This is a genomic window from Microbacterium sp. Ag1, assembly GCF_001005635.1.
Lineage (GTDB): Bacteria > Actinomycetota > Actinomycetes > Actinomycetales > Microbacteriaceae > Microbacterium > Microbacterium oxydans.
Genome location: NZ_LBCR01000016.1, coordinates 26,413 through 39,230 on the forward strand (window position 1 = coordinate 26,413; position 12,818 = coordinate 39,230).

The 12,818-nt window shown below is 67.7% G+C and carries 10 protein-coding genes; 7 read left to right on the plus strand and 3 right to left on the minus strand.

Annotation, left to right across the window (positions count from 1 at the left end; translation table 11 throughout):
* The first annotated feature begins 123 nt into the window (after window positions 1-123).
* Both AAY78_RS00970 and AAY78_RS00975 read left to right on the plus strand, forming a co-directional pair.
* Window positions 124-963, plus strand: a complete 840-nt coding sequence (locus AAY78_RS00970) for a DUF4097 family beta strand repeat-containing protein (RefSeq protein ID WP_046746509.1) — start codon at window positions 124-126, stop codon at window positions 961-963.
* Complete coding sequence (locus AAY78_RS00975; protein WP_046746510.1) at window positions 960-1,586, plus strand: PadR family transcriptional regulator; 627 nt, start codon at window positions 960-962, stop codon at window positions 1,584-1,586. The genes AAY78_RS00970 and AAY78_RS00975 overlap by 4 nt, the downstream gene beginning before the upstream one ends.
* A 131-nt stretch (window positions 1,587-1,717) precedes the next feature.
* Here the strand turns inward: AAY78_RS00975 and AAY78_RS00980 are convergent, their stop codons facing one another.
* Window positions 1,718-2,263 carry a universal stress protein gene (locus AAY78_RS00980; protein ID WP_046746511.1) on the minus strand — a complete coding sequence of 182 codons (546 nt, stop codon included), beginning with the start codon at window positions 2,261-2,263 and terminating at the stop codon, window positions 1,718-1,720.
* 150 nt (window positions 2,264-2,413) lie between these two features.
* Here AAY78_RS00980 and AAY78_RS00985 point away from each other — a divergent pair, with 150 nt between their 5' ends.
* The 5 genes from AAY78_RS00985 (at window position 2,414) to AAY78_RS01005 (ending at window position 6,996) form a co-directional block, all read left to right on the plus strand.
* The gene (locus tag AAY78_RS00985) at window positions 2,414-2,599 is read left to right on the plus strand and encodes a DUF3073 domain-containing protein (protein WP_029259537.1); all 186 of its coding nucleotides are present in this window, start codon (window positions 2,414-2,416) and stop codon (window positions 2,597-2,599) included.
* Between the two features lie 80 nt (window positions 2,600-2,679).
* Window positions 2,680-3,501, plus strand: coding sequence for an MOSC domain-containing protein (locus AAY78_RS00990; RefSeq protein WP_046746512.1), 822 nt, complete (start codon window positions 2,680-2,682; stop codon window positions 3,499-3,501).
* Between the two features lie 196 nt (window positions 3,502-3,697).
* Window positions 3,698-5,011, plus strand: coding sequence for an ABC transporter substrate-binding protein (locus AAY78_RS00995; RefSeq protein WP_046746513.1), 1,314 nt, complete (start codon window positions 3,698-3,700; stop codon window positions 5,009-5,011).
* A 90-nt stretch (window positions 5,012-5,101) separates the two neighbouring features.
* Window positions 5,102-6,079 (plus strand): carbohydrate ABC transporter permease, encoded by a 978-nt coding sequence (locus AAY78_RS01000; protein ID WP_127011708.1) that lies wholly within the window; start codon window positions 5,102-5,104, stop codon window positions 6,077-6,079.
* A complete protein-coding gene (locus tag AAY78_RS01005) occupies window positions 6,076-6,996 on the plus strand; it encodes a carbohydrate ABC transporter permease (protein WP_052748586.1) in 921 nt (306 codons plus the stop codon). Before AAY78_RS01000 ends, AAY78_RS01005 begins: the two co-directional genes overlap by 4 nt.
* A gap of 7 nt (window positions 6,997-7,003) precedes the next feature.
* On the opposite strand, the gene AAY78_RS20145 is transcribed toward AAY78_RS01005, so the two are convergent.
* Both AAY78_RS20145 and AAY78_RS01015 read right to left on the minus strand, forming a co-directional pair.
* The gene (locus tag AAY78_RS20145; RefSeq protein ID WP_046746514.1) at window positions 7,004-7,285 is read right to left on the minus strand and encodes a type II toxin-antitoxin system VapC family toxin; all 282 of its coding nucleotides are present in this window, start codon (window positions 7,283-7,285) and stop codon (window positions 7,004-7,006) included.
* Between the two features lie 149 nt (window positions 7,286-7,434).
* A complete protein-coding gene (locus AAY78_RS01015; RefSeq protein ID WP_052748587.1) occupies window positions 7,435-12,624 on the minus strand; it encodes an endo-alpha-N-acetylgalactosaminidase family protein in 5,190 nt (1,729 codons plus the stop codon).
* Window positions 12,625-12,818: the final 194 nt, after the last annotated feature.

The window sequence follows — 12,818 nt, forward strand, 5'->3', positions numbered from 1 at the left end:
GAAAACGCGCGGCAGGGTGTCATATCGCGACGGGAGCGGTGAGTGCCCTTGACAAGAACGAGATATATCGTGTTATCGTGGCAACACACGATATATCGTGACCCCAACCCAGGAGAAGCAGACATGACCGAGAAGTGGCTCATCGCCCCCGGCGAGGAACGTGTCATCGACATCGAATCCGTCACCCGCCTCAAAGTGGGCCTCGTCGGCGGACAGGTCGACGTCATCGCCCACGACGAACCGGGCATCCGCATCGAGGTGCACGGCGTCACCACCAAAGACCTGCGCATCGAGTCCCACGACGGCGAGGTCGAGATCGACCACCCGCAGCTGGGATGGGACAACTTCCTCGAGGTGTTCCGCAACTTCGGCTCGGGCGGCCCCCGCGCCGAGGTGAGCGTCGCCGTCCCCCGCGCGATCGCCCTGAACCTCGGTGTCGTCAGCGCCGGCGCCCTGGTGTCGGGACTCCGCAACGACGCCCGCCTCAACACGGTGTCCGGCGACATCATCGTCGACACCCTGATCGGCGACCTCACCGTGAACTCCGTCTCGGGCGATGTGCAGGTGCGCGGACTCACCGGCTCGATCAGCGCGAACAGCGTCTCGGGCGACGTGGCCGTCACGGGCGCCGTGCGCCGGGCCACGGTCGACATCGTCTCCGGCTCCACGCTGGTCGATGCCGCAGGAGACGTGAACACCATCACCGTCAACTCGGTCTCGGGCGGGACCACCGTGCGTCTGGACGAGTCTCTCGCCGCGAACTACGTGATCCGGTCGCTGAGCGGACGCCTGCTTATCGACGGCGTCGAGCGCAGCACCTCGGGCCCCAGCAACTACACCGGCACCACCGGGGAACTCGCGGGGCGCTTCGTCGACCTGCGCGCGAACTCCGTCTCCGGTGGAGTGACCGTGCTCCGCCGCTCCCCCGCTTCGATCGCCGACGACCCGGAGTGGGAAGCATGAGCCCCGCGGTCTTCTCCCACGGCGACCTGCGCCTGTATCTGCTGTCGCTCCTCGCCGAGGCGCCCCAGCACGGTTACGGCATCATCCAGTCGCTCACCGATCGCACCGGTGGCACCTACACGCCGAGCGCCGGCACCATCTACCCGCGACTCGCGAAGCTCGAGGAGGAGGGCCTGGTCTCCAAGACCGTCGACGGCCGAACCACCATCTACTCCATCACCGAAGCCGGTCGGGCCGAGCTCGCCTCGCGCGAGGGCGACCTCGCCGGCATCGAGGCGGGACTCACCGACTCGGTACGACTGATCGCGAGCGAGGTGCGGCAGAGCGTCAAGGATGCGATGAAGAGCCTCCGCGCAGATCTGGCAGCGGCGGAGAAGGACGAGCGGAGCGCCGCGAAGAACCGTCCACGCACGGCCACCGACGACTCCCGTCTCGTGAGCCGCGAGGAGATGCACCGTGCGGATGCCGTGATCAACGCCTTCCGGGCCAGGGTGCGCACCGACCTTCGCACCCACATCGCCAAAGGCGGCACGCTGTCCCCGTCGATCGTCACCGAGCTCGAGGAAGCCCTGGATACCGCAGCCCGCGGCGTGACGGTCGCACTGAGCGGCTCCGGTTCGTGATCAGCTCCGGGTCCTGAGCCTCCGGGACCCGAGTCCTCGGCCACACGGAACCCGCCCGACCACGCAGAAGGTGTCGGCATCCATCGCGGATGCCGACACCTTCTTTCTGCTTCTCTGCGCGGTCGGACGGACTACTTCTCCGGCCAGATCTCCTTCTGCTCGTCCGGCACCGACTCCCCGAGCGGCACCACGAGGACGGAGCGATGCTGACGATGGGCCAGACGAGCGGCGACCGACCCGGTGAAGAACTCCCTGATGGACTCGCCGATGCCGCGCTTGCGAGTGCCCACGACGATCAGTTGGGCGTCGAGCTTGTTCGCGAGCTGCTTGATCGCCAGCGCGGGGTCTCCCACCAGCTGCCGCGCCGTCCACGTGATGTCCGTGCCAGCGAGCATGCCCGCGGCCGCCGCCTCGACCGCCTCGAACTCCGCAGCACCGGCATCGAAGTTGATGTCGATCGGAGCCGAATGCACGTAGCCGTCCGGGTCCTCGTACGTGACGAATCGAGTGACGTCGACATGCGCGACCACCAGCGGCGCACCGAGCAACCGCGCATAGCGCACGGCCTCGTCGATGACGTGTCGGTCCTGGTCCACCTGCATGCCGACGATGACGGCTTTCTGCAGCGCCGCGTTCTGTGCGGCCTCGTCGGAGGGAGTGGAGGTGTCGTCGGTCATGAAGATCGTTCCCTTCAGCAGCCTGGCGTCAGCCAGAGGGGCTTACCCGCGTGCTATTCTGAATGCTACTCTTACCGGCTTTGATCCGGTGTCGTGAAAAATGCCGCGGGCCTCGAACCCCGCCGCTTAACTCGTGAGGGGGTCTCGCGCATGGGCCGTGGCCGTCAGAAGGCGAAGCACACAAAGATCGCCCGCGAACTCAAGGCGTACAGTCCGTCGGTGAACTACTCCGCGCTCGAGCGCGAGCTGGGTCATCCGACAGACGAAGACGCATATGTCGACAAGTGGGCAGATGACTACGCCGACGAAGATGAGGACGAACTAGAGAAGGCCTGACCGCCCCTCTGTTCGTGACACCCGCACGACGTGCGGGTGTTTCTTCGTGCTCCGGGGCCGGCAGCTGAGAGGATCTCCTCATGCCTCGCGTCGTCGCCCTCTACCGTCACCCGATCAAGGGCCTCACGCCCGAACGACGTGAGTCCCTGACGGTGCAGTCCGACGGCAGAGTCGGCGGCGATCGCGTGCTCGCGTTCCGGTTCGCAGACGCGACCGAGCCGGAGGACCGCGACGGTTTCGACTATTGGCCCAAAGCCAAGGGGCTCGCCCTCCAGGATTTCCCCGCGCTCGCCGCTCTGCGCACGAGTTACGACGACGAGAGCCGCCGCATCCGTATCGTGCACGCCGGTGCGACACTCGTCGACGCAGGCATCGACGAGGAGGGGCGCCGGGAGATCGCGGATGCCGTCACCGACTTCGTCCTCGCCACCCCCGAGGGGCGCCGCCTCCGACGCCCGGGCCGCCTTCCGATCGTGCTCGTCGGCGACGGCGAGACGTCCCGCTTCCAGGACCGCTCGCGCGGCTACGTCTCGGTGCACAGCCGGGGCAGCATCCGCGCACTGGGCGAGGCGCTCGGGATGAGCATCGACGATCGGCGATTCCGTTCGAACATCGTGATCGATGACGCCGACCCGTGGAGCGAGCTCGAGTGGACGGACGACGTGCGCATCGGGGAGCTGTGCTTCCGCGCCGCCGGACCCATCGTGCGCTGCCTGGCGACCCACGCGAACCCCGACGACGGCCGGCGGGACGCGAAGGTCCTCACCACCCTCACCGGAGCGTTCGGCCAACAGGAGCCGACCCTCGGACGGCTGCTTCTCCCCGGCTGGCCGGCCGCGGATGACGACGGCGCTCAGCACGGTGGCGTCGTCCACGTCGGCGACGAGCTCCTCGCCCGCTGAACGCCACGCTCGAACGGGCGGGTTGCTCGATGTCAGCGCTCCCTTTCCGCGTCGCCTTTTCGGCCGAGAGGTCATCATCTCAGGCTTGTGAGCGCAAACATTTTCTGATTTGATGTGCATGTGATCGACGGCGTCACGACGCCAATCCCCCGCCCAGGGCGATCCGCAGGAACATGACCTCAAAGAGGAGAACAGCATGGCAATCACCCCTCGCTTCACCCGCACCGCCGCGATCGTCGCCGTCGGCGCGGTGTCGGCCTTCGGCCTCGCAGCCTGCTCATCCGGTGATTCCGGAGACGACGGCGCCGGCGGCGAACCCGTCACGATCGAGTACCTGCACCGTCTTCCCGATGGAGAGGGCATGACCCCGACGTCCGAGATCGTCGATCGCTGGAACGCCGAGCACCCCGACATCCAGGTCAAGGCGACGAAGTTCGACGGCAAGTCGAGTGACATGATCCTCAAGCTCGAGACCGACGTGAAGGCGGGCAACGGACCCTGCCTGGCGCAGACGGGATACTCCGAGGTGCCGCAGCTGTTCGTCAAGGGTCTGCTGCAGGACGTGGCGGACGAGGCCAAGAAGTACGAGGACGACTTCTCGGCCGGAGCCTTCAGCGGCATGAAGGTCGGCGACGCCATCGTCGGCCTCCCCCAGGACACCGGACCCCTCGTGTACTTCTACAACGAGGCCGAGTTCCAGGCGCTCGGGCTCGATGCCCCGAAGACGCTCGACGACCTGACGGCGGACTCCGCCACGGCAGCGGCTGCCGGCAAGTACGTCACGGCGTTCACCCCCGATGAGGCGCAGAACTGGCTCGCCGCCCAGTCGGCTGCGGCAGGCGACACCTGGTTCAGCACCGCCGGCGACGAGTGGAAGGTCGACGCCGAGGGTGCGGGCTCCGAGCGCGTCGCCGCGTTCTGGCAGGGCCTGCTCGACGGCAAGCAGACCCTTGCGACCGAGCGCTGGGGCGAAGGCTTCACGGCCGCCCTCAACGACGGCAGTCTCATCGGCCACGTCGGCGCGGCATGGGAGGCCGGATTCCTCCTCGACTCGCTCGACGGCACCCCGGCAGAAGGACAGTGGCGCGTCGCCCAGCTCCCCGACTTCGGTGCCGGCGCCATGAGCGGCCCCGACGGCGGTTCCGGTGTCTCGGTCATGAAGGGCTGCGAGCACCCCGCCGAGGCGATGGAGTTCAACGACTGGTTCAACACACAGGTCGACGACCTCGCGTCGCAGGGCCTCGTCGTGGCCGCGAAGGGCGACGTGGAGACCCCCGAGAAGATGCTGCGCCAGTTCGGCGGACAGGACGTGCTCGCCGAGCTCGGCACCGCCACCGAGAACCTCAACCCCGACTTCCCCTACGCGCCGGGCTTCTCGACGCTGTCGAAGATGAACGAGACCGCAGCGGCAGCCGTGGCCGGCACCGCGACGGTCGCCGACATCTTCACCACGGCGCAGGACACGGCAGTGGCCTCTCTGAAGGACCTCGGCCTCCCGGTCGCGGAGTGACCGGGCGAGAAGGCATCATCGGATGATCGACGGCGGAGTGCACGCGCAATCGTGCACTCCGCCGTCGTCTTGACATCGAGAGGCGACACCATGGTCACAGTGACCGAGACGCGGGGCGCGGCACCGGAAGCTCCGCCGCGCAGCCCCACGGATCCGGCCCGCAGACGCCGGTTCGGAACCCGGAGGGAAGGCCTCACGGGCTGGCTGTTCATGACGCCGTTCGCGGTGCTGTTCGTACTGGTCTTCCTGGTCCCGATCATCGTGTCGATCCGGTCGTCGTTCTTCGCACAGGTTCCCGCGGGTGACGGACTCTACGGCGGCGGTGAGCTCGTCGACACGTTCGTCGGTCTGGAGAACTTCATCACCGCCGCGACCAACGGGGCGTTCTGGACCGGCATGGGTCGCGTGGTGCTCTATGCCGCGCTGCAGATCCCGGTGATGATCCTCGTCGCCCTCGGACTCGCCCTGCTGCTGGACTCGTTCATCGTGCGCCGTCCCACCCTCTTCCGGCTCTCCTTCTTCCTCCCCTACGCGGTTCCCGGCATCATCGCGGCGATGATGTGGCTGTACCTCTACACCCCGGAGGTCTCACCCTTCCTGCCGTTCCTCCCCGAGGGCACCGACTTCATGGCGCCGGGAACGATCCTGTTCTCGATGGCGAACATGACGACCTGGACCTACACGGGCTACAACATGCTCATCTTCCTCTCCGCGCTGCAGGCCGTGCCACGTGACCTGTACGAGGCCGCGCGCCTCGACGGCGCGTCCGGCTTCCAGATCTCGATGCGCATCAAGGTGCCGCTCGTGCGGGGAGCCGCGCTGCTCGCCGTGCTGCTGTCGATCATCGGCACCATCCAGCTGTTCAACGAGCCGGTCGTGCTGCAGGCCGCGAACTCGTGGATGGGCAAGGACTTCACGCCCATGATGCTCACCTACAACACGATGATGGGCGAGATCTCGCCGTCCGGTAGCGGCCCCGCATCGGCATACTCCCTGCTCATGGCTCTGATCGCGGGTGTGCTCGCGATCGTGTACGCGCTGCTGCAGCGCCGGAAGGGCGACGCATGACCACCACGCGCCTCATCACCACAGGAGCTTCCCCGCGCCGACGGCCCCGCAGACCGCGCGACGTGGACGCCCCGCCACCCTCGATCGCGCCCACACCGGCCGCTCGGGCGTTCGGCATCGTCGCGCTCGTCGTGGCCACGCTGTACTTCCTCGTGCCCGTGTACTGGCTGATCGTCGCGTCGACAAAGAACAACACCGACCTCACGTCGACCTTCGGCTTCTGGTTCGCCGACTGGAACCTCGGCACGAACTACGACAGCCTCATGAACTGGACACAGGGCCTGTTCTGGCGGTGGGTCGGCAACTCGATGCTGTACTCCGTGAGCGCGGGCGTCATCGGCACCCTGTTCGCGGTGATGGCCGGTTACGCGATCGCGAAGTTCGCCTTCCCCGGCAAGCGCATCGCGGTGGGTGTCATCATGGCGGGGCTCCTGCTCCCGGTCGCACTGCTGACCGTTCCGCTGTACATCGAGTTCCAGGCGCTCGGACTCACCAACACCGTCTGGGCGATCATCATCCCGTCCGCGGTGTCGCCCTTCGGCGTCTTCCTCGGCATGGTCTACGCCCAGTCGTCGGTGCCGACCGAACTGCTGGAAGCCGCCCGCATCGACGGTGCCGGCGAGGCGCGCATCTTCTTCACGATCGTGATGCGGCTTCTGGGTCCGGCGATGGTGACGATCTTCCTGTTCATCTTCGTGGCCACCTGGAACAACTTCCTGCTGCCCCTCATGATGATCTCGAGTCAGGATCTGAAGCCCGTGACCCTCGGGCTCTACGGGATGGTGAGCTACTTCGCCCCGGACAAGGGAGCCGTCATGCTCGGCGCCCTGCTCGGAGTCATCCCGCTCGTGCTGTTGTTCTTCGCCCTGCAGAAGTACTGGCGCTCCGGCCTCGCCGCCGGCGCGGTGAAGGGCTGATCCCTGGTCACTCGGGTAAGACAGGCACCTCGACTGCGCAATGGCCGGAGGCTGCACGCGCGAGCCTTCGGTCATGCGTGATGAGCGGGCACCCGAACACACTCGCGAGCGCGACATAGGCGGCGTCGTAGGCCGTCATGTTGCGGCGGAGTGCCAGAATGCGAGGAATGAGCGGCAGCGTGGGGTGCAGTTCGACGCGTAGCCGTGTGAGGTCGGCGGCTGCGGTCTCGAGTGCGGCATCGGCCAGCGCACCTCCTCGATTCAGGCCGCGCAACACATCCTGCGACATCGCAACAGGCCAACGCGCTGCGCAGGGGCAGTGCTCCGAGGAATCGGGACAGCCCGATATCGACACCGGTCGTGCAGGAGGCCTTTCTCGAGTGCGCAGACGAACGGCCCGGAGGCGGGATGCCTCCGGGCCGTTCATGCGTCTGCTGGTCAGCTCAGGCGACGTCTCCGCAGCCACAGGGTCAGGCCGAGGCCCATCGCGAGCAGGGCCGCGAGCGCCGCCCCGGACCAGATCGCGCCGTCGGCACCGGTCGTCGCGAGGTTTCCGCCGCTTCCACCGCTGCCTATCGCAGCCGTGACGGCGAGGTCGCCCCGAGCTAGCTCGACACCCTGAGCATCGGTCGCGACGAGCGCGTGCGCGCCAGCCGGTGTCGACGCCGGGATCGTGACGGTCGCGACCGCGTCGCCTTCTGCTGACACGGTCACCTCGCCGATCCGCACGGGCTCGGAGTGCAGCCACAGCTGCACCAGCGCATCGGCCTCGAAGCCGCGGAGCTGCACCGTCAGCGTCGCGCCGGCGGAGACAGAGCCGATGGAGGCCGTGACGGTCGCCTTCTTCCCCGGCTTCGCCTTCTTGACCTTCAACGGTGCGCTCGCGAGTTCGGCGCCTGCCGCATCCCGCACGATGACCCGGTGCTTCCCGACCTCGGTGTTCGTCGGGATCAGCAGCCGCGTCGTCAACGCACCCTCCGCATCGACCGTGGCCTCCGTCAGTCCGGAGCCGTCGAGCCAGACCGAGACCGTCGACCGCGGCGCGAATCCCGTGAGCGCCATGCCCACCGTCTCGCCGGCGCGCACCGTTTCGCTGTCGAGCCCGAGCTTCGGGTCGATCACCGGGTTGCACGCACTCAGGTCATCCGCAGGACGGGTCGCCGGGGCGTGGCCGGCCCGCGGTGCAGAGGATCCGTAGACGGCCATCTCGGCGACTGCGGCGAACTGTGTTCCCGAGATCGAAGAGAGCGCCGTCACGCGGATGTAGCGAGCCGTGGTCTCCGCGAAGTCCACGTCCTGCCACTCGGCGACGTTCTTCCACTCCCCCGAGGCGACGGGTGTGTACGCCTGTCCGTCCGTCGACACCGCGACCTCGTATCCCTTGATGGGTCCGTTCTGGTTGGCACCGCGACGCAGGTACGAGATGCCGTCGACCTGCTCGGCAGCACCGAGGTCGAACGTCAGCACGTGCGGGTACGAGGTGGCCGCCGAACTCCACCGACTGTGCCAGAACGTGCCGGCGTTGCCGTCGAGCATGTTCGCGGCAGCGCCGTCTTCGCCCGAGGTCTCCTCCGAGCTCGCCGTCGCGGAGATCTGTGCGTTGGGGATGCGTGCCCGCGAGGACACAGACACCTCCTGCGTCGTGCTGACCGTACGCACATCGCAGTCGGCGAGATACGTCGCCGCTATCCCGATGCCGACCGTCGTACCCGCCGCCTCTGCCGGCGCGGTGACCAGCCAGGTGGTCTCCACACTGTCGCCGGCCGCGACCTCGTCGAACAGGTTCGACGAACCGTCGGCGACCTCGACCACATAGCCCTCCGGAACCTCGAGCTGCACGCCGATGTTCTCCACGGCGATCGACTCGCTGTTGGTGAAGGTGGTCGTGAACGCGGTCTGTGCCCCGGGGCTCAGGACGCCCGCTTCGCCCGAGACGGTCGCGCAGGGCGTGCCGCCGGCCGTGGGGCCGAGGTCGGTGACGGTGAAGTCGTCCAAGACGAAGTCCACGTCCGGTCCGCCCACGCGCTCGAGTCCCACCCAGGTGTAGTCGCCGCAGCCGACGATCACGTCCTGCGAGAACGGCGTCGTCTCCAACGCCTGCGTGATGCCGGTGCGGCTGAGCGTGGTCGAGGTGACCTTGCCACCCGCCACCGCATCGGTGCCGGTGAGCCAGCGGTACGCCCCGCTTGCGCCGGCCTGATAGTCGAAGCCGATGCGGTACGAGTGCCCGGCCTGCAGCGGCACGAGCGTCGGATCCGTGCGGTAGACGACCCCGCTGTTCTCGGAGTGCGACATGAGCGAGTGGTCGCCGTTGAGCGTCGTGTCGACGGCCAGACCGGCGAGGGGCCCCGCATCGAACGGCTTGGCGGTGTTGCGCCACTCGCTGCTCGCGTACGGGTCATGCCGGCGCGAGATGCTGGTGCGCGGGTCGTCGATGCCGTTGGCGTCGCCCTTCACGAACGGTCCCCAACCCGCCTCGTTGCCCTCGAAGTCGTTCGAGTACACCGTGCCGGGTGCGAACGGGCCGGTGGTGTCGGCGGTGACGCGGGCATTGTCGATGCGCACCTTCGCGTCGCCGGCGACGGCACCGATCGAGACCCTCACCTCACCGGACGCCGGAGCGAGGAACGACGTCGAGCCGCGCTGGTAGTACTGGCCCGCCTTGGAGTCGGCGCGCATGTAGTTGTACGTCGGGGAGAGGTTCCACGTGCGCGTCACCGCCCCGGAGCCGGTGTCGACCGAGACGCTCACGTCACGGGTCGCGGTCGGATCGATCTGCACCTGAGCCGAGAACGCGTACCGCTGGCCGGGGGTGAGCCCGGTCACGGTCTGCGAGATCGACGAGGCAGCGGGGCCGAACACGGCGATGTTGTCGCCGCGGGACTCGTTCTTCGCACCGCCGAGGTCGGTGCGCTCGATCGTCACATCGCCCTGCGGGTTCCACACATCGAGCGAACCGGAGTTGAAACCCGGGTCGTCGAGACCGGCATCGCGGTACTCGACCGCCGCGCGCTGTGCGCCGCCCTGCGGCACCACGACGTAGGCCGCGCCCTTGTCACCGCTGAGCGTCAGCTCACCGCCGTTCGCGGTGGCCGTACCGACCTTGACGCGGCCCTGGTCACCGAGTTCGAAGACATCGAAGGTGGTGTTGCCCCGGAACGCGTCCGTGAGACCGAAGGTCTTCTCGCCGCCGGATGCGGAGTAGAAATACATCTTGTCGGCATCGACGGGCGAGCCGGCGTCCTGGTTCGACGCCAGCGACTGCCACGGAAGCAGGTAGGAGTCGCCGCGCAGCACCGTCGCGCCGTCCATGGTGACGACCCTGGTGCTGCCGTCCATCCGCACGGCCACACCATCGGTCAGAGTCGCCTCCGCACCGGCCTCGTAGGTCAACAGGTCGAAGTGCTGCAGGAACTTGGTCGGCAGGCTCTGCGTCCAGATGTTGTCGATGAAACCGTCCCAGTTGCGGTTGCCGACCCATCCCTCGGCGTCGACCAGACGCTGCTGGCCGAGCAGGGGGTCGTTGTTCCAGACGTCGGCCTGCCCGTTCTGGATGAAGCGCACCATCGTGGAGTTGATGCCCTTGTTGGTCACGCCCCCGTAGCTGAGGTCGTTCGGCCAGTGCGACCAGACCGTGCTGTCGACGAACTTGTCGCCCCACTCCGTCGCGACCTCGAGGTCCATGCCGTTCAGCTCGTCCGCGAGCTCCTCGGCGACCCACCCGTTGGAGAAGTACACGTCGATGTAGACGCCGCTGAGGCCGGGGACCTCGTCGCGCAGCTGCTGGAAGCGGTCGAGCACGCGCCCCGTGCCGAGGTCGGACTGCTGGTTGATGTAGTACGACTGGTCGAGCCAGTTCCAGCCCGGCTTGTAGGGCGCCGCTCCGTCGATGATCGCGGAGTCGAACGCGTTCGCCTGCGGATACATCTCCGTGGCGTTGACGTGCACGCTCATGTCGGCGTTGAGCTTCGCCCCCTCGTCGACGAGGTTGTTCAGGTCGGTCAGCCCACCCGCGCGCTCGTTGTAGTTCCCGCCGTAGTCGGTGTTCGCGGAATCATGGCCTTCGCTGCCGTAGCCCTTGTTGAGCACCCACTGTCCGAGGCCGTCGGTCTGGTTCGCGATGCGCTTGGTGTTGTCGAGAGTGAGGTCGAAGTAGTTCGTCGCGCTCGAAGCAAAGTTGAACGGGATCCTGCTGACGACGCGCTCTGCGACCCGGTCGGCGCCGAGACGCGGGGTGTCGACCTCGCGGTATCGGATCGCCGCGTCCTGCCAGTCGACCGCCGCGTCACCGTTGCGGTCGGCGGCGAGGAGCACGGTGACCTTCGGCAGCGCGTAGGTGGTCACGCGGCTGTCGACGGCGGTGGTCGGGTGGATCAGCCAGGCGCTGGATCCGATCTCAGCGGTGCGTCCCGCCGTCTCGGTCACGCGCGTGGTCAGGCGCGTGTTCCAGGAGGCTGTGTCACCGGATGCCTGCGTCGTCGCGTTGGTGATGACACTGCCGACGAGCGCACCGTTGCCCAGGAAGGCGAAGGCCGCCCCCTTCTGGCCGGTGGCCGTCGAGGCGTTGACCGCGATGTGCTCGTCGGCGTTCTTCGTGCTGTCGGGGCTGATCACGGTGCGGTCGAGCGCTGCACCGGCATCCGCGGCGCTCACGGAGAGGAACGCGTTGTCCGGGAGTCCGAGCGTGGTCACGGTGGCCCCGCCTTCGACAGCGGTGACCTCGAACCCGACGGTCCCGTCCTTCGCGACGCGGATGCTGCTGCGCACGGTCACGTCGATGCCGGTGAGCGTCGACACGTAGTCGACCCCGGTTGCCGAGGATGTCGAGGTGGTCGTCGACGGATAGGTGGTGCCGTTCACCGACCAGGTCTTCGCGGAGCTGCGCTGGCCGGCGATGCTCTCCCCGCCCACCCGGTATCCGGTGATGCGGGGGAACTCGGTCGACACGATGGCTGTCGTACCGCCGGCGGCGATCTCGACGGTCTCGTCGGTGTCGGGCGTCTCCGGTTCGGTGACGATCGGAGGCAGCGGCTCGTCGGAGAGGACCTCGATCTCACCCGCGCCTCCCCCGGTGGTGCCCTGCGCGTCGATCACGAGCAACGCCACGTAGCGGCCGTCCTTGGCGGAGTCCAGGGTGATGCGCTGCTTCTCGTCGTTCGCCGTCGGTGCGTGCAGCGTCGCCGTTGCCGAGGCCGCTCCCCATCCGCCGTCGGCCGGAGAGTTGCGCGCGACATCCGCGTCATCGGTCACATAGACCTCCACCGTCTTGGCGGCGACGCCCTGACCCTTCTTGACCGAGTAGTCGAGGGCCTTCACCGAGAGCGAGCGCTGCAGGTCGACGACGATCCAGTGCGGGAACGGGGCGTTCGCGGAGTACCGCGAGGTCCACTGCGTCGCGAAATCGCCGTCGAACGCCCCCAGCGCGGTGCCGTCGAGCGACGGCGGCGCCGGATAGGGGTCCGACTCGCTCGAGACCGCGTGCAGGCGATAGTCGGTCTTGGGCACCGGAACGAGGTCGGCGGCCTGCGCGGCCGTCGCCGGGGTGAGCACACCGCCGATTGCGAGCGCGGTCGCCAGCACGGAGCTGAGAGCGACGGCGGCGCGGGGCGGTCGGGAAGGTTTCGACACGTCTTGCCTCTCGATCGGAGCGACGTCGGGAGGAGGACGCCCCGGTGCGCCGCAAGTGGTCATCGACGATCCACATCGATGTTTGCGCTATCACTGTAAGCGCACGTGGTCGCCTATATCAAGGCTTTTTGCCAGGCGAGCGCAAACATGCCTCGAAGTGCTGCGGCAGCGAAACCCATCCTCCGCGCCGAGAC

Coding starts and splice junctions, on each gene's coding strand:
- AAY78_RS00970 (WP_046746509.1), top strand. CDS start 124: ATGACCGAGAAGTGGCTCATCGCCCCCGGCGAGGAACGTGTCATCGAC.
- AAY78_RS01000 (WP_127011708.1), top strand. CDS start 5,102: ATGGTCACAGTGACCGAGACGCGGGGCGCGGCACCGGAAGCTCCGCCG.
- AAY78_RS01005 (WP_052748586.1), top strand. CDS start 6,076: ATGACCACCACGCGCCTCATCACCACAGGAGCTTCCCCGCGCCGACGG.
- AAY78_RS00995 (WP_046746513.1), top strand. CDS start 3,698: ATGGCAATCACCCCTCGCTTCACCCGCACCGCCGCGATCGTCGCCGTC.
- AAY78_RS00985 (WP_029259537.1), top strand. CDS start 2,414: ATGGGCCGTGGCCGTCAGAAGGCGAAGCACACAAAGATCGCCCGCGAA.
- AAY78_RS00980 (WP_046746511.1), bottom strand. CDS start 2,263: ATGACCGACGACACCTCCACTCCCTCCGACGAGGCCGCACAGAACGCG.
- AAY78_RS00975 (WP_046746510.1), top strand. CDS start 960: ATGAGCCCCGCGGTCTTCTCCCACGGCGACCTGCGCCTGTATCTGCTG.
- AAY78_RS00990 (WP_046746512.1), top strand. CDS start 2,680: ATGCCTCGCGTCGTCGCCCTCTACCGTCACCCGATCAAGGGCCTCACG.
- AAY78_RS20145 (WP_046746514.1), bottom strand. CDS start 7,285: ATGTCGCAGGATGTGTTGCGCGGCCTGAATCGAGGAGGTGCGCTGGCC.